This is a genomic window from Mesorhizobium sp. M7A.F.Ca.MR.245.00.0.0 (assembly GCF_003997415.1).
In the GTDB taxonomy this organism is placed as follows: Bacteria; Pseudomonadota; Alphaproteobacteria; order Rhizobiales; family Rhizobiaceae; genus Mesorhizobium.
The window spans coordinates 119,496-140,024 of sequence record NZ_RZTE01000001.1 but is presented as its reverse complement, the minus strand read 5'-3'; the positions used below and the strand labels follow the sequence as shown (position 1 = coordinate 140,024).

Sequence of the window (20,529 nt, the reverse complement as noted above, 5' to 3'; positions counted from 1 at the left end):
TCGGAACATTGGCCATTTCCCTGGAAAATCCAGAGTGCGGTGTTCAGAAATGGCAGTCGCGGGCCGCAAGCAAAAAATGGCAACCTCGCGAAAAAACAGTGGTCGCGGCTGTGATCAAGCCAAAACTAGACGACAGTTGGGATATCTCAGGGCGCGCCATTTGTGAACAAACCTGGCACTCCTCCCGGAGCTGCTCCGCCGCCCACCGCCAGACTTCCCTGAAGCCAGCTCGGTCGAGGTCAATCGGCGACTTCTGCTTCCAGAGCGCGCCCTTGCCTTAGGCCACCGTCAGACCGGCGAACTGCTCGATAACGGCCAGGCGAGAGGCCATGATGTCGAAGGAACAGCTTCGAAAACGCGGCCGAAGTCTCGTAGCCGACACGGGTCGCAATCCGTGCAATTCCCTCGTCGCTTGTTTCGAGCAGAAAAGCGGCCTCCGACATCCGGCGTGCGATTAGATAACGGTACATGGACTCGCCGACCAGCTTGGTGAAGCGGGCCGAAAACGCAGAACGACCAAGTCCCACGCTTTGCCCGAGGTCGCCAAGCGTCCAGGGCCGATCCGGCCGTTCGTGGATCAACTGAAGTGCCGGCCCAATGTGTGGGTCTGCCATGGCCCCCAGCCATCCGCCTTCTCCGGGGCCGAGCGACTTGATCCAGCTTCGCAACACCTCGACGAAGAGCACTTCAGTCAGACGTGAGAGCGCAACGCCTTGTCCGGGACGCTCGAACGCCGCCTCGCTCATCATGCGTTGCAGAATCGCCGCGAGCCATACTCCGTCTTCCGTGGGTTTCAGGAGAAGCACGGGCGGAAGCAATTCCAAAACGCTACCGCGCGAGGGGGTTGCCACAGTGAAATTACCACAGATCATCATCGCGTGCGGCTGCTCGCCGCCTCCATGACGAACGAGGCCAAGACGCCCGGCTAATCGATCGATGTCGACAATCGGTACCGGCTCCGCCTGGCTATCCGAGTAGATCACATGGGGCTCGCCCCGCGTGACGACAACAAAGTCGCCCTCGGTCATGTGGAGCTCTCGTCCCTGTTCAAGCGCGAGGGTAGCCGAACCACGGCTGAGATAGTGGAACAGGGCGTAAGGGCGCTTTGGCAACGCAAGATTCCAGGGGTGGCCGAGCTCGAAGTGGAACAGCAAGGTTCCGCCAAGGCGAATGCGATCAAGCACTTCAGCGAGGATGTCCATGTCACTGACGTTAGCCCTTCGGACGATCCGACACAACATTCGGACGATTGTGCCCTAGCGTCCGCGACCTTCGCGGACGATCTCATGTCGCAGCGGCCCGATGCATCGCGAGGTCATTCATTCGCTAACCGGCAGATGGATGGACCGTGGCTTCGCACAGACGGCTGCCCATTCCCGGACGCGCGTCGTCCGCCATCCAACCGGAGCAATCCAATGCGAAATCTTCTACTTTCCGTCGCCACAGTCCTCATGGCCGGAACAGCAATTGCCGCCCCCGCCCAATCAGCTCAACTGCCTAAGGGGGCGGCTCATAATATCGTGCTCGTCCACGGCGCTTTCGTCGACCAGACGAGCTGGAAGCCGGTTGCCGATATCCTCACGAAGAAGGGCTACAACGTAACGCTCGTCGAAAACCCGCTCACCTCCCTCGAAGCTGACGTCGATGCCACCAAACAGGCGCTCGCGAAACAGAACGGCAAGACCGTTCTCGTTGGCCACTCCTGGGGCGGCGTTGTCATCACGCAAGCGGGTGACGATCCGAAGGTCTCGGCGCTCGTCTATGTCTCCGCATTCGCGCCCGACGTAGGACAATCCCTGGCCACCCTGGCCAAGAGCGGTCCGGCCACCGAAGGCGGCGCGGCAATTCATCCCGATGAGAAGGGCGATCTCTACATCGATCCCAAAGTGTTTCCTTCGGCAGTCGCGGCTGACCTTCCTCCAGAGATCGCCGAATCCCTGGCAAACCATCAGCTGCCGTTGAACCACACCGCATTCGAGGCTCCGGTCGATACGGCAGCCTGGCACGATAAGCCGACGTTCTATGTGATCAGCACGAAGGACAAGGTCATCGCCCCTGAGGTCCAGAAGATGTTCGCCAACAGGATGAAGGCCCACACGACGGAGGTCGCCGGCAGCCATGCCTCCCTCGTCGTCCATGCGAAGGAAGTCGCCGCAGTCATAGAAAAGGCCGCACTCGTGAAGTGACGATACCGCTCCCGGCACTTTCGTGCCGGGAGCACCACGTCTGGTCGGCGGGCTACGGAATGCCTTGGGCCACGAGCGGCTCAAACCTAGCCAAAACCGCACCAGCTACTCCCACTCGATTATTTATGCCAAGCATCCGGAGGATGACATGACTGAACTCGACACCGCGACTCAGGACGCCGCCACGCTAGAAACGGCGCCCACCCGTTACATCGAAGGCGGCGGAATCCGCTTTGCCTATCGCCGCCTCGGCCCATCGATCGGAACGCCGCTGGTTCTCCTGCAGCATTTCTCGGGCAACATCGACGCCTGGGACCCCGCCGTCGTGAATGCCCTTGCCGCCGATCGACCGGTGATCGCTTTCGATAACGCCGGGGTCGGCCGCTCGACAGGCTAAACGCCCGACAATATCGAGGCGATGGCCCGAGACGCGGTCGCCTTTATCAATCTGCTTGGCCTCTCCGAAGTCGACTTGCTGGGCTTTTCCCTCGGCGGCTTCATCGCGCAGCAGATCGCCGCCGACCACGCAACTCTGGTCCGCAAGCTCATCCTCGTCGGCACGGCTCCGAAAGGCGGTGAGGAGCATCTGTTGGCGGTTCTGCAGGACGCGTTTTCCCAAACCGACGCGCCGGACCCCCGCCTGCCGCTATTCTTCACGAAGTCGTCCCCCAGCCAGCAGGCCGGCCTGGCGTTTCTGAAGCGGGCGAAGGTGCGTAAGGAAGATCGTGATACCAATAACGGCAGCACGGTGACCGATCCGCAGGCCAAGGCGCTGATTACCTGGTGCGCCACTCCTGATCCCGAGCACGCCACTCTGCGCGCCATCCACCAGCCAGCCCTTGTGCTCAGCGGCAGCCACCATGCCAAGCAACGATGGATAGGCGAGCGGTTGCGCCGCTGCAGCTAGAGCGTCGCCAAACCCTATGTCGATCGTAACTGGGATCCTGGACCGCTCCAAAAAGGCCGTCGTGCGTAGGCGCACCCCGCCATATTCCATCTCTTCGCGGATCGTAGTTGCAGTCAGGCCTTGGGTATCGAATACAAGCCCATCGTCGGTAGCGATTGCCATGATTTCGGCAAATGTAGCTTTGAGCTTTTCCTGGTTGGCATCGCCGTGCCCAAGAAAGTCAGCGTCTCGCGTCCCGCGATTGCCACCGTCGATCCATAGGGTAACGAGCATCCCTCCCTTCAGAATGAAACGATCGCGCTGGTCCGAGACAGACAGGCGGTAGAGCATCCGTTCTAGCGCGTAGCGCACCAGCACGACCTCATAGATCCGGCCTTCCTTGCGCGCGAGGTTCAGTAATCGCTGCTTGATCGAGGCAGCCTGATTTGTAGTGCCTCTAGCCATTCGAGGTCAGAGCCTCGAGATAAGGGCGCATGATCTTCCAGGAGTCGCCTGCGATTGCCGCCTCCGCGATAGTACCAGGTGTGGCCTTACGCTGGTCGAGGGCAGCTCGCAGCCCCTCCACTGCAACCGAGCGGTCGACCAGCTTGCGGTTGCGGAAGATATCGGCGAGCGTCTTCGGAACCGAGAAGATCGGAACGTCGACTCCCGAAATTCGATGATGCTCGATTCCCTGGTCCATGTACCTGTCACGAAGTTCGACGATGCGGATCGGCGGATATGAAGGAACCGGTGCCCAGTCCCTCGCGCTGATTGCGACCCATATCTTGCGAGGCATCTGGTCGGTCAGCCCGTGAAAGGCGAGCGCCGAAACCATGGCAATGACGCCTTTGGGGACCCTCTTTGCAGCTTCTGCGAGCGCCTGCTCGGTTTCGACTTCACTGTCGGCGCGTTGATAGAGGCCGCGGGAGATGCGGATGAGTTGGCCATTGTGGACAGCGCGCGAGATCGTCTCGGGCGCAATCCCGGCCTTGCGGAGTTCATATGCGCGCATGATTGGCTGGGTGTCCAGGAGGGCAGCCAGTTGTTGGCGTTGGGTTGTTTGAGTCCGGTCCATGACGTGACATATCCTGGGTCTCGTTTCGATCATACCCAGGATATGTCACATTGTCGCTCCGTGACAAATCCTGGGTCTCATTTAAATCATACCCAGGATTTGTCACAATCCCAATGTCTGGCCCTTGGCTTTCTCAACTCGCCGCTCCAGTCACAATGACGCTCTCCTGGTCAGCGGAGCATCGACACGTGGGCGTACAACATCGCTTTCAAAATCACCGCTTTCCGAGCGCAGCCGATACGATCATGGTCGGAGACAGAATGGATACGGACGTTGTCGCTGGATTGGAATCGGGTCTGAAGACAGCCCTTGTTCTTACTGGGGTGAGCACGCGGGCTGACATGGAGCGGTTTCCATTCAGACCGGACCACGTGATCGAGAGCCTGGCCGATCTTGGCGAGATCCTCATGAAAGAATAAACATGTGGAAACGACGCGCATTGGTGCCTACTCGGTCGGTCGCAATCTATTTGTAGGCTTCCGTTGTCCCGAACCCGTCGAGCGCATCCGAAAGGATTCGAACCTGTGACATCTGCCTTCGGACGGCATCGGCTAACCTCTGTCCCCAAATTGGAAAGTTTTGGACTAAGCCGCGTGCCTCCGATAGCAGAAGAACGCCTCTTTGATAGTGGGTGTTGCGATGTAGCGCTCTCCCGACTCGAACCCCCGCAGCCGCCGTCTGCTATCCTATTTTCACGCCGCTACCGCCGTTTGCCGCATTGGCCGGACAGATCCATTCCAGGCATTGCAAGGAAAGGGTAGCGTGATTGCTTCTTAGGTGAATGCTCCGCTGTCGCGGAATTCAGCCCGCGAGGCGATGTGCAGCGAGAAAAGCAATGAAACGCTCACTTGGCGGGCTCCTGCTGTTCGGCATTAATCGAGAACAGGCAGCGGTAGCTATCGGCGTCAGTTCAACGACGTTCGACCAGATGGTCGCGGATGGCCGTATGCCACAACCGCGGATGCCCAGCAAAGAGCGCTATGTCTGGGACGTGGAGGAACTGGCAGAGGCATTCCGGCGGCTTCCACACCGCAACAGCAAACTTGACGGCGTGTCCTCCAGCGATAATCCTTGGGATCGCAGATGATGGACGTGGCGAGCACCATGGTGAAATTCAATCTGAAAGGCGTTGTCGAAGACAGGGATCGGCACGGCAATATCCGGCTGTACTTCCGCGCACCGGGTAGAAAAAAGATCCGTCTGCGAGAAAAGCCAGGTTCAGCCGAGTTCCACGAAGAAGTGCGCTGCGCGCGAGATGGCGTTCCTTATGCTTCGGCTCAGAATGTGGTCAGGCCTGTAGTGAGGCCAGTGGCCCCTCGGGGCAGCCTGATGTGGCTTTGCCAAGAGTATTTCCGGCGCGGTGGCGCAGAGGTCGGCGAAGACACGATGCTTCGACGTCGAACAATACTCGAAGGCGTTTGCAAACTGCCTCACCCACTGAGCGGGCCAGTCAATCCGGACTTCTCGACGAAGGGTTCATTACCATTCGGGGCCATGAAGCGGTCTCACGTCAAGGAGCTCCGTGATACCCGGTCAGACGCTCCGGGGGCAGCCAACAATATTACAAAAGCCATTAGGCAATGTTCGCTTGGGCCAAGGATGCCGAGATGGTCGAGGTCAATCCGGCAAACGGAGCAAAGCGCCTGACTTCGGGCAATGGCGAAGGTTTCCACACCTGGGAAGTGTCGGAGATCGTCCAGTATGAGAAACGGCATGCGCGCGGCACCATGGCTCGCATGGCGCTGGCGATTTTCATGTTCACAGGTTTGCGACTGTCCGATGCAGCAATCTTCGGCAGACAACACATTACCCAGGTTCGCAACAAAGATACCGGGACCTGGGAGAAGTGGATCAGGATCAAGCCTGGCAAGACCGACAAGAGCAAGGTGCGCAAGGAAGCGATTGTCGTCGAACTGCCTCTGCTCCCAGAACTCGAGGATGAGCTTTCCTTCGCCCCGGCCGGCAACCTGACGTTCCTCGTCACCGAGTACGGTCGGCCTTTCTCGGAAAACGGCCTTGGTAACAAGATGCGCCAATGGTGCGACGAAGCGGCGCTCCCGGGCTGCAGCGCCCACGGGGTCCGCAAGGCAGGCGCCACCGTTGCCGCAGAAAACGGTGCCACGCATGAACAGCTGAAGGCGATTTACGGCTGGACGACGTATCAGCAGCCCGATCATTACATCCGCAAGGCACGCCGCCGGATAGTGGCGCAGTCGGCCCGGACGCTTCTGGTATTCGATCGAAACGAGAACGAAAATGTCCCACTTTTGGAGGGGGTGGAAGAAAGTGGGACAAAAAAGTACAAAAAACCCAATTAAATCAATGGCATCGAAAGCCAATGGTGGGCCCGGAGGGAAACTAACCATAGGACAAATTTCGCAATAAAATCAAAGGTATAAAGACTAAATGTTGGAGCCAATGTTGGAACCAACTAGCGTACATTTTGAAACCGGTTGCAAAATTTGAGTTTCTTAGCCGCTGAGATGCTTAAAGGGCACTGATCAGCTTCAACATCGAAGCGTGTAGCTTGGCCTCGTCGTACGTTGGGTTGATTGGGTTCTCGGGGTGATGGATGCAGTTACGGACATATGTACATTCAGTGACCGACTGCGAAGCTCCCGTCACGCTGTGCGTCCACGTGTGATCGGTCGGAATACCCTTTGAAGCAATAAAACTGTCGGCCTGATTGAGGTTCGTTAGGCCGTTCTTCTCCTGAATGAAGCCGTACAATTCGTTGTGAAACTCCACTGTCGGCATGGCGAACGCCTTGAAGTTGACCTCACCAAAAGACGGGCTCCATGGGAAGTAACCCGTGGGAGCATCTTGCGCCTCGATTTCGATCTTGCCGGTTGCCGATGAACTGAAGACGTTCGTTGTCCCGAACTTGACCAACCTTTGCAAAAGATACGGGGAATGGCTGCTTACGATGACCTGACTGGTCTTAGCTTCTTCAAGAAGCAAGTCGGCCAGCTTCCGTTGAGCGGTGGGATGCAGGTGCATTTCCGGCTCATCGATCAACAGTATTTTTTCGCCCTTGGCCGTGTCGGAAAGGAGCCGCTGCAGAAGAAGGGCTAAGACCAGTTCGACCCCGGAGCCGAGGCTTTTTGTCGTCACTTGTTGGATTTGATCTTCGGCACGAACTGCAAGGAACGCGGACGAAAACGGCTCTAGCAACGACAGCAACTCAAATCGCAGATTTTTGAAATGGGCGTTGTCGAAGAACTCACTAAACTGATCGCCTAACTTCGCTCCCGTCCCTTTTTGAGCCAATTCCAGCGCCCATATGAACAGGTCTTTCGTAACCTTGGAAGCATGATCCGCGTGGGCACCATCTTCGCGGAGCTTCTTCTGATATCTCCAGTTGAGATCGTCGCATATCGCATCAAAGGTTGTGCGGTACGTGCCGCTGACCAGATGACGCGCGCGGTTCTTGTCGAAGTAGAAGACGTTGACCCCGTTCGTACCAGCCTTTCCGGTGTCGAGCGTCAACTCTCGGGGGTCTACGGTCTTGGTATCGCCTGACCGACTTTGGACATGCGGCTGTCCGTCACTCTCGTTGTAGTAAGCGTTCTCGTCCAGCGTAAAAACGCTCTTCGCCGAGATCGGAGATGACAACAATTTGCCTGCCTGTTTTTTGTCGCGGGGAGCCGCAGAAAACTTCAGTCCTATGCAATTGAAGTATTTCCCCTTGTAGAACTCCAATTCCGATTTGACGCTAAATCTGTCGGTCGTGCCTGTGACCGATATGGGCTTCACGAAGTCGTTGAAGTCCCTGATGCTCAACCTACTTTCGGCTTTGTAACGGCCCCCGAATAGATAGTCCAACGCCTCAAGAACAGCCGTTTTCCCTGTCCCATTGTTGCCAACAAACAGCGTCAGACCGCTTCCCGGCTGTCCGTCTGGCACCGCCAGTTTGACGGTTTCCGCCGAAAAACAGCGGAAGTTGTCGATAGTCAGTTCGCGTACGAACGGCTGGCCGCTATGCACGATGCACCCTCTAAATGTGCGGCATTCGTTCCCAGCATGCGGACATCATATTGAAGCCTATCAAGCTGGCTCATGAGAATGGCCACCGTCGTCTCATCGGGGAAGTAATTTATCGTGCCATCAGCATAGGCCAAGGCGATCTCAATTCCAGCTAAACTTGCCGGGAATAAGGACGTAGACCGTCACTGACGACGTGCATTGAAGTTCGCGAGAACAAAAACTGCCGGCCAAATTAGCGTGAACAACAAAATCGAAAACAGCGCGGCTGCCTCATAGCGCCTTGCTGCGGCTTTCATCTCAATCAAGCCGGCGTTCTGGTGTCGTGCAACGAGGTGGAGCAGGAAGCCAAGTCCGACTGCCACATAAACGAAAATCCAAATTGCGAGCGTCATTGTCCATTCTCCTCTCCGACGCGCCGGTTGCCCTCTTCGAGCGCAGCGATTAGTCAATCGGCCCGCTGGGTCGATGGGCAGTCGCTTCGACCCAGCCTCTGATCAAACAACAGCGACCACCGCCGCGCTAGTGGATACCGCTTAACGCCGCCGTGTCGAACGCTCGCTCTTGGCCCTAATACGCCGACACGGATAAGCGATTTGATGGTTGCTGGTGAAATGCCGCTGTCGGTTACGCTGCGGTTATTGCCGAGTAGGGAAATCAACATGCGGTGCTCCTCCCGAGGATTTGCATGAGCAAACAGGCGGATGAAGTCGAAGAGATCGCCGGGGCCGCTTTCGTCACCCAGCAGGGGAGCAATAGCGATCCACAGCCGGAGCATCCGATCAGCGGCATCGCTGCGAAGTGCCAGCAGGTCATTGGCTGCATTGCCGTTCGTAGCTCCGGCGCGATCTGCGATCTGGCGGATGGGTCGAGTGTATTTCACCTCGAAGCGGAGGCGATCATGAGCCTTAGCGTATATCGTAACGAAGATGCCCTTGGTCACTTCCAGTGTCACGTAGCACGCGTCGCGCACCATTCCGCACGACAGCGGAAAAGTGGCTCGTACCTCCGAAGCGGTGGTCATCAGTGCAGAGCGCAGCGTGGCGACCGCACTGATGGCATCGTCGCTCGACAACTCCCAATACACCTCGGCCTGCTGAACAGCTTCGAAGCGTATTGGCGAGGCATTTTGAAAAACGTCAGGCGACAGTTCGGCGATTTCATTTTCAAACAGAGCACGGACGTGCGCGAGGTAAATTCTCAATGCGGCTTCCCACCGCTCGGATCGCCGCTCGAAACTAGTCCCACCCATTTCCTGTCTTGCTAGGACGTTGTCTTTGCCGTCCAAGGAAACGAGCGATGCCCGCTGGGCAACAGGATGAAGCGCTTCGTTTTGCGTCATCAAGGCGATTTGATCCAAAGACTTCCCGTGGTGGCGGGCTAGGAAGCGCGTCAGGTTGATCACGAGAGTTAGGTTGAAGGAAACCCGACCATTAGGTTGCCAAGTGACCGTTCCAGCCTCACGGCTACCCGCTATCTCCAAAAGCCATCCCTTGACGATCCCGAGGCGATACCGCTTTCCGCCGGGACGCCGCCCCTGATCCGGTGTGGAACCATTCCAGTCTCCAACGTCTTCCATCATCTGTCGGAACGTATCCAAGTCTGGACTCCGACCTGAGAAACTGACGGTCACCTGCATACGGTCGAACTGGCTTTCCTGATGGGGAAACAGGAACCAAGCCGGCATAGCAGGGTCGAACGGCTTCATTCCTGTACGTGATCGATATCGGACTCGTTGATCGTGTGGCCAACATGTCCTTGATCCCTGTGATGTAAACTGTGTTCCCCTAATAGGAGCGCAGATGGCAGCCGCGTGAGAGTCCGCTCTGTTCGACCAACCGCTGACCTCAGAGAGCGCTCTGGAATTTGGAATTGCGCCGAACGAAGATAATCGATGAGAACCGCTTGATGACAGGCACGGATTGTCGTTGGCCGGCAATATTATGTCAGGCATTGCGGAGCACCCATTGAATTTCTAGATCGCGGGTGTAGTATAGTCGGGTTCCCGTGACATGACAACGTGTCCACAGAAGCACCCGAGGAGCCTCGCCCTAGATCGCAACTATCGGCGAGGCTCCAATTTTTTTGCAACAGGGTGCAAAATTATTCGATCGTTATTGCAGATTTATTCAACCATCGTCTCGATAAGGCTGTTTAACGGCCTCTTGGTTGGCACATTCCTCGGCGTATGAGAGTATCCAACCTTCGACTCGACTTGACGCTTTGATTTGGCAGTTCCGGTCATGTACCAGGATATCCGGTTGCCGAAACGATGATGCTGCAACTTCGACCGCCATTGAACATAGTCTGGAGCGCCTGCTTTCACTCAGACTAGGAGATATTTCTCGGAAGAGGGCACGAGGCCGACGGATGGACAAATCCGTTTTTATCAGCTTATTCCTCCTTGAAAGGGGAGCTACATGCGCTTGAGCGAGGTTCGCGTCTACGGGCTTTTTGGCCTGTTTGACCACGTCATTCCACTCAATCTATCCGAGCGGATAACAATCCTGCACGCCCCAAACGGCTTCGGGAAAACGGTCGTCCTCAAGTTGATAAGTGGAATGTTTGGCGGCAGTCTTTCCATCTTTCGGGACATTGAGTTTGCGACGATAGAGTATCAATTCGAGAGCGGATCGGTGCTCCGCGTTGAGCAGACGGAACTGCAACCCGAACTCTTCGCAGATGCTCCCCGAAGGGACCTTCGCCGATACAGGATCGAACTCATCGGGGGCAGCGAGCCAATGGTCTGGGACCCCGATGAAAAGAGGGAAACGGAGGGCCGATGGGAAGTTTCACCTGCCAACTGGGAACGCTACCTCCCCTTCGTTAGGCGAGTTTCAACCCGAGAATGGCTAGACACTCGTATAGGAGACACAATCGGCCAGTCAGAGATGATGGCTAGATATGCTGACCGCCTGCCACCGAGCATGCGGCGGCGCGCACCACTGCCCGAATGGCTGGAGAGTGTAAGAGCGTCACTGCGTTGTCGCTTGATCGAGACCCAACGGTTGGTCACTTACGAAAAGAAATCTACGTCCTATGGCCAGAGCGAGCCGGCCATCACCCCGGCAGTGCATAGGTACTCCACAGAGTTGCAGTCATCGATTGAGCGACTTCTTGCTGAAAGTGCCACGCTTTCTCAGGCGCTAGACCAAACTTTCCCAAACCGATTGCTGCAACGTATGCAGAAGTCGGGGGCACTCCCCTCAGAGCACGATTTACGTGAAAGACTGTCGGACTTGGAAGAGCAACGCCTTAGACTGGCCAAAGTGGGCTTACTTGACAGCGCGAAAGACAGCACCATCGTTTCTGACGCGCGATTTGATGACGCAACACTACGAATACTAACGACATACGTTGAGGACACCACAGCAAAACTGTCCATATACGAGGACACATTACAGAAAATTGAATTATTTCTGGAGATTATAAATAGCCGCTTTCAATTTAAATCTATCTCTATCAGCCGATCTGACGGTTTTGTTTTTAAAGACATACGAGGGAAAGGGCTGAAGCCAGAAAATCTTTCCTCGGGAGAGCAGCACGAGTTAATATTAATCTACGATCTAATATTCCAAAGCAAGAAAGACACATTGATACTTATTGATGAACCTGAAATTTCTTTGCATATCGCATGGCAAAAGCGATTTCTCAGTGACCTGCGCCGCATCATCGAATTGACGCAAGTTGACGCCGTTGTCTCTACGCATTCTCCACAATTGATTGGTCGGGACCTAAACCTCACAGTGCAGTTGCAGCCACCGGCTAATGATCTACTCCATTCAAAATGAACAGGACGGCGCGTCCGTCGCCGCCGAGGTTGTTATGCTCAAGGCGGCCTCCGACAAGTTATCTCTCTTGGTGGAGGGGCCGTCTGATTTCAAATTTTTTGCGACGTACATATCCGACGGAAATTGCGAGATAGTAATAGGATGGGGCCGCGAAAATTCACTAACAGCAATGACCATCCTCAATGCTATTCCCGTCTCTGGAGTTCTGTGTATTATTGACCGTGACTTCGATTTATTCTTAGGCAATGAAGTGGACGTTCAGAATGTGATAGTGACGGATGATCACGACATTGAAATTACCATGTTCAAGTCACCCGCCGTTGAGAAATTAGTGATAGAACTAGGCTCCGCTGAAAAGTCGAAAACCCGCCGCGAGGCCGGTTTCGATATTCGTTCAGACGTGGTTGCGGTGGCATATGTTCTCGGTGTAGCGCGACTTCACTCTATCAAGGAGGGTCATTCGTTGAAGTTTGACGGCCTGAAGTTTCGCTATGTAGATAAAAAGCTTACCTTTGCCGTGAAAGACATGTTTCAGGAGATAATCAATCACTCGCAAAAACTCGGTGTTCCCTTCGAAGGTTTTTTACAGGAATTAGAGAGTTGGAAAAAAATTGAGCATGATCGCTTGCAGATGTGCTGCGGGCATGATGTGTCAGCCGTTCTCGGCTTGGCGTTTCAGTCACTTTGGGGCACAAAGAATGCGAAGGATGTCGATGCTGAAGGTATTGAAAGCAGACTGCGCTTGGCATTTGGAATAGATGATTTCCGAGTGAGTGACTTATACAAGAAGATCAAAAGCTGGGAGGCCTCGAACCCACCTTACATATGCCTCGGAGCATAGAAAAAACGTCAGGACAACAATTGCGGTTTGGCTGCGAGGATTTGTACCAGGTTACAAAATCATTCTTTTCCGAGAGGACGCTTCGCCAATCTGGCGAGTGTTGAGCGCGAGCATCTCGTTGCCGAAATGATGGTGTTCCAGCTTTGGCCGCCGTTTAGCATAAGTTGGATCGCTTTGTTGCGCGTCTTGTCCTCCGGACGACCTCGGTATTTGCCCTCGCCCTTGGCCTTTGCGATACCCTGTCTTTGCCTTCGCCGTCTATCCTCATAGTCTTTCCGTGCAATCGCCGCGATCATGTCGAGCATCATGCTGTTGATTGCATCAGCCATCCGAGATGTAAACTCGTCGGCATTCTCTGATGCCATGCCCCAAGATGTCGGTAGATCGAGAGCGACAACCTTAATGCGGCGCCCCCTGATTTCATCCTTCAGTTTGTTCCAGTCTGTCCCATTCAGCCTGCTGAGCCGGTCCACCTGCTCGATGAGCAGAATGTCACCGGGTTGGCAATCCGAGAGGAGCCGGAAGAGTTCTGGTCGCGCGAGCGAGGCCCCACTTTCATTTTCCAAATAAGTAGCTGCGATTTGCAGACCGCGTTCTTTAGCAAATGCGAGGAGATCACCCTTGGCGCGGTTTGCGTCCTGCTCTTTCGTTGAGGCTCTGAGATATGCGCGTACGAACATTTATGAGACCCCGGTTCGATATGAGTGGTCTCACATTGTCTGGTACGATTAGGGTCGTCAAACATTATTATCGAACCACCGTAAGTGCGGTCCGCTAAAGGCATACCCAAATGCTTTCGATGAAAGCTAAATCTGGCCACTTCAAGCGGCCAACACTCCACCCTTGGAACGTATGCTTCTCGTCAGGAGTATCTGGAGTGTCTCTGTTTCGCCGGGGCCGGCCTGATAGCCAATCCATCAAGAGAGCTCAGCGACAGAGTGACCCTCGGATTGCGATACTCGTCCGGTAATATCGGTGGATTTTCGATCAAAGCGTTGGGGATATGGATTGTTGCTCGCCGATTGGAGACGGAATACTCCTCCATCGCCATCGCGAGTTGCTCCATGCATTCCTGTCGTGTCGAAAAGGTCTGCGGTTTCCAGACAGACTTTTCCTGCAGTCGGCCGGATACCATGAGGGTCCAGTGAATGGCTTCGGCGTGCTGACGGACCTCGATTTTGAAAACGATGAAGTCCTGGAATTTTGCGCCGAAAAGCTTCGCGAAAAATGAAGGACGGTCGAAGTTCGGCTTATATTGATAGTCGAACAGAACGACTTCACATGCCCCTTCTTTGCGCCACTGACCTTCTCTGGAAGCGTCGAAGGCTCTCTCTTGGGCTAATTTTTGCCGCTCCTTCTGCTGTTCCACTGCACGCTCTTCTAAGTCCTTGCGGCGCTGTATTTCGGCCTCCGCTCTCTTGGCGAAAGCGTCGTCCATCGTCAAAGCATGGTCGGGATAAAGCTCTGCAAATGCCCGCGTGCAGGCACCTTTGGCCTCATCGAGCGAAACTTTGAAGAACTCCTTGCCATGGCGGTGAGGCGCCAGATGGGCATGGGCCCTTTGTTCGACAGCTTTGGGGTCACCTAGGATAGGCAACGACCACTCGATCCTAAAGCCTGTCGGGACACTCGTAACACCCGATAATTCGGACGCACGCTTGGCAACCGTGCCAGTAGTGTAACCGACCTTGAGAAGCGCCGGCATCGACGGGTTGCTGAGAATATATACGTTCCCCTCGATAGGAACGTCGAGTTCGCTCGGCACATATATGATGAGGCTTTCGGGGATGACTGAGAAATACTCCCTTCGGTAGCCAGACCGCAGGTGTCGTATTTCATACTCGAAGCGCACTCGATCTCCAACAGCAACAGGTGAAAGCTGATCGTCGGTGAAGATGCTGAACTGGTCGTTGCCGATATAGAAGCTATGCGCCTGATTTCCGCTTTTGGCGACGCGAGACGAGCACTTTGTCACCACTCCGTCAGCTTGTTTTACCTTATGGCGGCCAGCCGGTCGGCGGCGGGCGGTACTATCAATTGTCATGAATATTAGTCCGACGAGTCAAGGAAGCGGTCAGATAGCCAAACATCGAGGAGAAAGGAAAGAGTGACTGCTGTTGAAGAAATTGGGCCACGGCCCAAAGCCCTCGCATTGGTGCGGACGGATGGATATATCGCGTCCAGGAAAACTCCGCCCCCCCCCGGCCCCATGACGATACGCCACCATCTCAGGGGTGAGCTCAAGACAGGTTACGGAGACCTGAAGGCGCTGAAAGCGCCCTATGTCCCTTAGGAACCAAATGCTCGCAGTTGAACTGCAGGCCATGACTAGGCTCGCGCTTTGCGGTCATCCCACCTCGTCCTTGGTGCTAGACTCGGTGTCAACGCAGCCCGATTTTGCACCCTGTTGCAAACTTCAATATTTACGGACTGTTTAATCGAAAAATAGGCGTTGAGTCTCGTGTGGCTCAGTTGGTTTGAGACCCGCAACTGGACACTCGAAAACCGCCGCAAACTTTTGGTTGGAAAAGCCCTCAACCGCACTTTCTACAACGAACGAGATATCCCAGAACTCTCGGCTTGCGGGGTCTTGGAGACCCCTGACATTAAATTCGATGGGATCAAAGTCGTATTTGTCCAAGATTGCACTAGGTCGCGATGAAGCTCCAAAGGCAACCAGCGGCTCAAGGTCATGTGCGGTATATCGAGCAAAGTACACATCGAATGGCCCTTTCAGCTTATCCCGGATCGCAGTCTGGCAAGCCAATACCAAGTCCCGGAATTGGCTTGGAGTTGCGTGGTTTAAGTCCTCCTTTTGCTTCGCTTCAGCATCGGCAATTTCTCTATCCCGCTTGGCTTGTTCCTCCCTCGCAGCACGCTCGGCAGCCGCAGCTACAGCTTGCGCTTTCTGCTCAGCTTCCGCCCGCATTTGAGGGCCGGGGTAGACAAAATAAAGAAGGGCTCCAAAGACGATTGCAAGGATGAAGAACGCGGCCTTGCCGGGCCGTTTAGCTTGTGCGGACATGGGATTTGAAGACGCTTTCGAAATGAACACCGGTGAGGCAAAAGGAGCTACTTCAAAATCGTTCCGGTAGCTAGCAGAGCACGTAATCATCCACTGTAGAAATTTCACGCTGTGCCGTGACGCACCCCGTCGCCGATTTGCCGGGAATTATCTCACCGATGGCTCAATCCGAGCAGGAACTGGCCCCTTCTGGCGTTTGCGCACGTCGTCGGCGATCACCCGCAGATGCTTTTCAATCAGGCAGAGCGCGGCGAGCCCTCCACACAGGACCGACGCAACTATGAAGCCTAGCAGGAGACCGATCAGCCCTCCGCTATTGCCCAAAGCACAGTCCCGCCAAAAGCGAAGATGGCCATGATCGCAAATACCAATATTACATTGATGGCGGACAGGGTGCTGACGAGTGATCGGTTCATTTCTTCCTCCCTGAACTTGCTCAGACTCGGCGACAGCGATGCCGCCCAGCGGTATCCGGTTTTTGGATAATCTGAATATCGGATTACCGGCGGGTTGATCACTGGTCAACCGTTCAATGCCGAAGTCGGTTCACTCCGAACGCCACAGAATGATTGCAGCGGCGCTGGCAAGTCAGCGGCGGGCAAAAGGGCTATCGCAAGCGGAGGTCGCCAAAGTCCTAGGCAGGCATCAGCCCTTCATTGCAAACATCGAAAGCGGCGAGCGCCGAGTCGATCTTGTTGAACTCATGGATATCGCCAAGATCATCGATTTGGATGTTGTTGCTCTGGTGCGCGACCTCCAAGGCAGCCCGGATTGACGCTGCCAGCGAGCAGACAACTTGCAAAAGGTGAATGTCGCCGACCCTTGTGACTTTCAGCAGGTACAAACCATTTGCCTACCGACCTCACGGTGGCGATAGGGTCGCGGCGGGCCGTGCTAGCCCCGCTCAACGGCGGCAATATTCTTCGAAGGGAAAGGGGCTCTCCGGAACACATCGACGACATGAGCCCCGTGCTGAGCGCGTAGCGTTGCGGCCAAGTCAATCGGTTGCATCGCTAGGGCGCAAAACCACTCCGCACCGGTTACAGCGTATAAATCCACTATCCGCCTCCAAGGATCGGGTTGCCGGAAGCGGCGATGCAAGGCCATGTGAATTGGCCTACTAATCGGAAACGGTAACCATGGAGAATAGTAGTTTTCGCAGTGGGTTTGGAGGTTCTGTGTGGAGCCCGAGATCGAGCAACGAACGGGCCTTTCCAGCCAGCCATTGTCAGTGAAGTGTTGTATTAACTGCCAGCCGCGAACTCGCTCCTCGTGAATGAAGCCGTTGTAGGCAGGCATCCGGGGCCACTTCCAATCTGGAAGACCAGTGGGTTCAACGAGGTTCACAGAATTTTGCACCCGGTTGCAAAGTTTCAGGCTGCTTCCGGCTGATCTGCCTTCGGCATGTGTAAATGGCTGAGATCAAGGCCGGGATACGTCACCTTGTCTATCCATCGACGGAGAACCGCAGGCCGCGCGCCTTGCCCGTAGCGCTCTTCAATACCGCCGCCTCGCCCCCACCCACCAAGGGCACGGACTACGTCCATGGGAACACCTTCATTTCTCAGTTCGTCACGGAAATTGTGCCTAAGAGAGTGGTAGGAGACACCAGCCCGCACCCCAATTTTTTGTTTCAGCATGTAGCTGAACCGTTTCTGGAACATGTCAACGCAATGCTTTTGATTGTCGCCCGGCAGATCGAGGAACAGCCTGCCGCCCGCCCGCTTTCGATCCTCAACGAGCTTCATGAACCCGAGCCGCTTTAGCTCGGCATGAATGGGAACGACACGAGCAGCCCCACGGGTTTTCAAGCTTCGGTCATTGGTCCGGCGCAGGACGATAGCATCGACCCCGTCAACGGTCTGGAAATCGTCTGTGTGAAGCCACAGGACTTCGCCAAGTCGCATCCCCGAAAACAAGCCGACCAACGGTGCCCAGAACCTCCCACCACGTCGATTGCCGGCCCAGCCGGGCAACTCCGCCAGCAAACCCTTCAGTTCTTCCTCGTTGAAGGTCAGCCGGGACGATCCCTCTTTGGGCTGCCCTGCCATCAAGCGAGAGGCCGGATTATGTTCGATAATGCCCTTCTGGACGGCATAGTTGAAGAACGCCGACAGGTGATGGGCGTAGACCTGCATCGTGCCTTGTGAGAGGAGCGAGGCACCGTTCGATTTCGCCAGTTCCGCCAACTCTTTAAGCCCCTTCCCACGAAACTTAGTGAGCTTGTTGTAGTTGCGGGGCAGCGCGGCTAGGAGTTCATGGCAGGCGGCACAATCCGCGCGGGTAATCTCGCCAATCGGCTTGTCGTCGCCGACGACCTCACGAAGGACGGCGAACGGCAGTATGTATTTCTTGCCCGCGCTTTCGGTAAGATGACCTCGCGTCGGGTCCTTCTCAAATCGGGTGATGACTTGGCCGAGTGACTGCCCGGACGGCAGGGATAATTTCGGCGGCTGGTTGTGTGCGAATGTGTTGGAGAATAACGCATCTGTCGCCGTTGCTCCTACCACCCCGTTGATGCGGCTTAGTTCCCGCTCAAGGTGTTCCTGTTCCGCACGGCGGATGAGTGACGCGAACTCGAACCAAAGACTGTCACCGCGACCAAGCTCTAAGCGAAGCTCTTTGGTCACCGTCTCCGCTATCGGCTGGACGGCGCTTGCCCAGACCTCTTCATGCGGCGAACCGATGTTCGCCAAATCAGCATGGATGATTTCCTTCGCGGCTTCCGCGCTGGTGTCTCCCCAATCCGTGGTCCGGCGCTCAAGATTGTAAAGGTGCAGCCGGGCGGCCTCGAAAAGTTGTTCGCGCGTGACGCCACGGCGTGTCGCCGCGCTTGGCGCTTTGCCCAGACGCGCATCCGCGAAAACCTTGTCCGTTTCGGCTGCCATCCTCCTCGCCCTATCGGACGCGACACGAAAGTCCGTGGTGTTGAGGCTCCGGGTTATCTGTTGCTTGCCGTCGAAGAGCGAACGGACCTCTTTGGGTATCCTGCGCACGTAAAAATAGGCGCTCTTCTTTCGTATCAGACCAGCGACTTTTGCCACCTAGAACCACCCAAATGTTGGAGCCGATGTTGGAACCATACAGGGCAGAAAGAGATTTGAAAACAACAGATTGCAGGATTTGCAACGTGTCTATAAGACGATGGTGGGCCCGGAGGGACTCGAACCCCCAACCAAGCGGTTATGAGCCGCCGGCTCTAACCATTGAGCTACAGGCCCCACGCGGGCTGGATTAATGTTTTTCGCATCGCGGCACAAGGCTTTCCCGACGGGCTTCCGCAGATCGCCCAAATCAACCCATAATCGCGCTCTACGCGACCCCTTGCGACTTGATCGCAGACCAAGGAGATTTTCATGACCAGACATCTTTTGCCTCTCGCGCTCGCCGCTGCAATCGCTTTTCCGGCGATGGCTGGAGCCGCCGATCTGCCGACGCCGCCCCGCATCATCGTGTCGGGCGAAGGCGAAGCAACCGTAGCCCCCGATCTGGCGGTCCTGACGCTGAGCGTCATGCGCGAGGCCAAAACCGCGCGCGCCGCGCTCGATGCCAACAATGACGCCATGGCCGCCGTGATCGCGGCGATGAAGTCCGCCGGCATCAAGGACCGCGATCTGCAGACCGCTGGCATCCAGATCAACCCGCGCTACAACTACACCAACAAGCCGGACGGCAGTCAGGAAGCCGAACTCGTCGCCTACCAGGTGACCAATACGCTTTCGGTGCGGGTGCGCGACGTCGACAAGACAGGCGAGATCCTCGACAAGGCGGTGTCGCTAGGCGTCAACCAGGGCGGCGGCATTGCCTTCACCAATGACAACCCGGCAGCCACGGTCACCGAGGCGCGCAAGAAGGCGGTCGCCGACGCCATGGCCAAGGCCAAGACGCTGGCCGAAGCCGCCGGCGTCAGCCTGGGCCGGGTGCTCGAGATCACAGACCAGAACATCAGGCCGGCGCCGATGCCGATCAATGCCAAAGCCTTCGATGCCGCGGCCGGCGCGGCTCCGGTACAGGCCGGTGAGAACGCCTACAATGTGCAGGTCACCGTCACCTTCGAACTGAAATAAGCGGCTCTGACGATCTGTGGCTGAGCCTGGCCACGGCAATCATCAACCAATAGCGTGCATGAAAAACCCGCGGGATTGCTCCCGCGGGTTTTTTCGAGCCACACCCTTCAAACGGAAAGGGGCTCGGCTAATCCAGACCAATCTTCGCAGAAGATTGTGTCTCCCGGCTGATCTTCGTAGAAGATCATGCCGCCGGCTGATCCTTGCAGAGGATCATGCCTCTTGATCGGCCAAACCAAGCTTAGCGATAGATGACCGGGCAGCCGCGCTCATTGGCGAACACGACGACGACGCGGTCGCCATCCTGGCGGCCCGCCACTTTTACCGTACGACGGTTGACGTCGACGATCCGGACGCGGTGGAGGCCCATGCGTTCGGCCTTGTCGAGGGCGCGGTCCGGCGAGCAGCCACGGCGCCAGTTGCCACGGCGCTCGTCACGGCGATGGCGATAACCGTCGTCACCGGTATAGACGCCGAAACGCGGGTCGTTGTTGTTGCCGAAGCCGAGATAGAGGCTGTCGGCGTGAGCGGGAACGGCCGCCAGCGTGCCGAGACCGACCAGGGCCGAAAGGGCTGCCGTCTTGATCGTGTTGAACATCGTCTTCTCTCCTTTTTGCGGGCCTTCGCCCGTCCTCGTGAACCGATGGTGGGAGAATGCGCCTGCCTGTCTG

18 protein-coding genes, 1 tRNA gene and 2 pseudogenes are annotated in these 20,529 nt (G+C 56.1%); 9 read left to right on the top strand and 12 right to left on the bottom strand.

Annotation, left to right across the window (positions count from 1 at the left end; genetic code table 11):
* Nucleotides 1–239 precede the first annotated feature (239 nt).
* Nucleotides 240–1,202, bottom strand: a complete 963-nt coding sequence (locus EOB80_RS00700; RefSeq protein WP_164762473.1) for an AraC family transcriptional regulator — start codon at nt 1,200–1,202, stop codon at nt 240–242.
* Nucleotides 1,203–1,415: 213 nt separating this feature from the next.
* Here EOB80_RS00700 and EOB80_RS00695 point away from each other — a divergent pair, with 213 nt between their 5' ends.
* Both EOB80_RS00695 and EOB80_RS00690 read left to right on the top strand, forming a co-directional pair.
* Nucleotides 1,416–2,186, top strand: a complete 771-nt coding sequence (locus EOB80_RS00695; RefSeq protein WP_127326324.1) for an alpha/beta hydrolase — start codon at nt 1,416–1,418, stop codon at nt 2,184–2,186.
* A 148-nt stretch (nt 2,187–2,334) separates the two neighbouring features.
* A pseudogene (locus tag EOB80_RS00690) lies at nt 2,335–3,045 on the top strand (alpha/beta hydrolase); the annotation flags it as partial.
* Between the two features lie 60 nt (nt 3,046–3,105).
* Here the strand turns inward: EOB80_RS00690 and EOB80_RS34965 are convergent.
* A pseudogene (locus tag EOB80_RS34965) lies at nt 3,106–3,366 on the bottom strand (nucleotidyl transferase AbiEii/AbiGii toxin family protein); the annotation flags it as partial.
* Nucleotides 3,367–3,529: 163 nt separating this feature from the next.
* Nucleotides 3,530–4,150, bottom strand: coding sequence for an AbiEi antitoxin N-terminal domain-containing protein (locus EOB80_RS00680; RefSeq protein ID WP_023828052.1), 621 nt, complete (start codon nt 4,148–4,150; stop codon nt 3,530–3,532).
* A 113-nt stretch (nt 4,151–4,263) separates the two neighbouring features.
* Here EOB80_RS00680 and EOB80_RS35810 point away from each other — a divergent pair, with 113 nt between their 5' ends.
* From EOB80_RS35810 to EOB80_RS00665, 3 genes are all read left to right on the top strand, one after another.
* Nucleotides 4,264–4,569, top strand: a complete 306-nt coding sequence (locus EOB80_RS35810) for an HAD hydrolase-like protein (RefSeq protein ID WP_348629480.1) — start codon at nt 4,264–4,266, stop codon at nt 4,567–4,569.
* 416 nt (nt 4,570–4,985) lie between these two features.
* Nucleotides 4,986–5,237 carry a hypothetical protein gene (locus tag EOB80_RS00670; protein ID WP_127326323.1) on the top strand — a complete coding sequence of 84 codons (252 nt, stop codon included), beginning with the start codon at nt 4,986–4,988 and terminating at the stop codon, nt 5,235–5,237.
* Between the two features lie 520 nt (nt 5,238–5,757).
* On the top strand, nt 5,758–6,468 hold the full coding sequence (locus tag EOB80_RS00665; protein WP_245466198.1) for a site-specific integrase: 711 nt from the start codon (nt 5,758–5,760) through the stop codon (nt 6,466–6,468).
* Nucleotides 6,469–6,637: 169 nt separating this feature from the next.
* Here the strand turns inward: EOB80_RS00665 and EOB80_RS00660 are convergent, their stop codons facing one another.
* From EOB80_RS00660 to EOB80_RS00650, 3 genes are all read right to left on the bottom strand, one after another.
* Nucleotides 6,638–8,137, bottom strand: coding sequence for an AAA family ATPase (locus EOB80_RS00660; protein WP_127326322.1), 1,500 nt, complete (start codon nt 8,135–8,137; stop codon nt 6,638–6,640).
* A gap of 182 nt (nt 8,138–8,319) precedes the next feature.
* A complete protein-coding gene (locus tag EOB80_RS00655; RefSeq protein ID WP_127326321.1) occupies nt 8,320–8,529 on the bottom strand; it encodes a hypothetical protein in 210 nt (69 codons plus the stop codon).
* A gap of 53 nt (nt 8,530–8,582) precedes the next feature.
* The gene (locus tag EOB80_RS00650) at nt 8,583–9,842 is read right to left on the bottom strand and encodes a hypothetical protein (protein WP_127326320.1); all 1,260 of its coding nucleotides are present in this window, start codon (nt 9,840–9,842) and stop codon (nt 8,583–8,585) included.
* Between the two features lie 712 nt (nt 9,843–10,554).
* Here EOB80_RS00650 and EOB80_RS00645 point away from each other — a divergent pair.
* Both EOB80_RS00645 and EOB80_RS00640 read left to right on the top strand, forming a co-directional pair.
* Nucleotides 10,555–11,925 carry an AAA family ATPase gene (locus EOB80_RS00645; RefSeq protein ID WP_127326319.1) on the top strand — a complete coding sequence of 457 codons (1,371 nt, stop codon included), beginning with the start codon at nt 10,555–10,557 and terminating at the stop codon, nt 11,923–11,925.
* Nucleotides 11,903–12,766 (top strand): DUF4435 domain-containing protein, encoded by an 864-nt coding sequence (locus EOB80_RS00640; RefSeq protein WP_127326318.1) that lies wholly within the window; start codon nt 11,903–11,905, stop codon nt 12,764–12,766. The genes EOB80_RS00645 and EOB80_RS00640 overlap by 23 nt, the downstream gene beginning before the upstream one ends.
* A 59-nt stretch (nt 12,767–12,825) precedes the next feature.
* On the opposite strand, the gene EOB80_RS00635 is transcribed toward EOB80_RS00640, so the two are convergent.
* The 3 genes from EOB80_RS00635 to EOB80_RS00625 all read right to left on the bottom strand — a co-directional run bounded on the left by EOB80_RS00635 (nt 12,826) and on the right by EOB80_RS00625 (nt 15,899).
* Nucleotides 12,826–13,446 (bottom strand): recombinase family protein, encoded by a 621-nt coding sequence (locus EOB80_RS00635; RefSeq protein WP_127326317.1) that lies wholly within the window; start codon nt 13,444–13,446, stop codon nt 12,826–12,828.
* Nucleotides 13,447–13,628: 182 nt separating this feature from the next.
* Nucleotides 13,629–14,810 carry a GIY-YIG nuclease family protein gene (locus EOB80_RS00630; protein ID WP_127326316.1) on the bottom strand — a complete coding sequence of 394 codons (1,182 nt, stop codon included), beginning with the start codon at nt 14,808–14,810 and terminating at the stop codon, nt 13,629–13,631.
* A gap of 390 nt (nt 14,811–15,200) precedes the next feature.
* On the bottom strand, nt 15,201–15,899 hold the full coding sequence (locus EOB80_RS00625; protein ID WP_127326315.1) for a hypothetical protein: 699 nt from the start codon (nt 15,897–15,899) through the stop codon (nt 15,201–15,203).
* Nucleotides 15,900–16,323: 424 nt separating this feature from the next.
* Between EOB80_RS00625 and EOB80_RS00620 the strand changes: the two genes are divergently transcribed.
* Nucleotides 16,324–16,566, top strand: coding sequence for a helix-turn-helix transcriptional regulator (locus tag EOB80_RS00620; protein WP_127326314.1), 243 nt, complete (start codon nt 16,324–16,326; stop codon nt 16,564–16,566).
* A gap of 598 nt (nt 16,567–17,164) precedes the next feature.
* Here the strand turns inward: EOB80_RS00620 and EOB80_RS00615 are convergent.
* Both EOB80_RS00615 and EOB80_RS00610 read right to left on the bottom strand, forming a co-directional pair.
* Entirely contained in the window at nt 17,165–18,835 is a 1,671-nt protein-coding gene (locus tag EOB80_RS00615; protein WP_127326313.1) for a DUF6538 domain-containing protein, read from the bottom strand.
* A 101-nt stretch (nt 18,836–18,936) separates the two neighbouring features.
* Nucleotides 18,937–19,012 (bottom strand) — tRNA-Ile (locus tag EOB80_RS00610).
* A gap of 135 nt (nt 19,013–19,147) precedes the next feature.
* On the opposite strand from EOB80_RS00610, the gene EOB80_RS00605 reads away from it, so the two are divergent.
* Entirely contained in the window at nt 19,148–19,858 is a 711-nt protein-coding gene (locus tag EOB80_RS00605; protein ID WP_127326312.1) for an SIMPL domain-containing protein, read from the top strand.
* Between the two features lie 241 nt (nt 19,859–20,099).
* Here EOB80_RS00605 and EOB80_RS00600 read toward each other — a convergent pair whose 3' ends face one another.
* Nucleotides 20,100–20,456 carry a hypothetical protein gene (locus EOB80_RS00600; protein ID WP_127326311.1) on the bottom strand — a complete coding sequence of 119 codons (357 nt, stop codon included), beginning with the start codon at nt 20,454–20,456 and terminating at the stop codon, nt 20,100–20,102.
* Nucleotides 20,457–20,529: the final 73 nt, after the last annotated feature.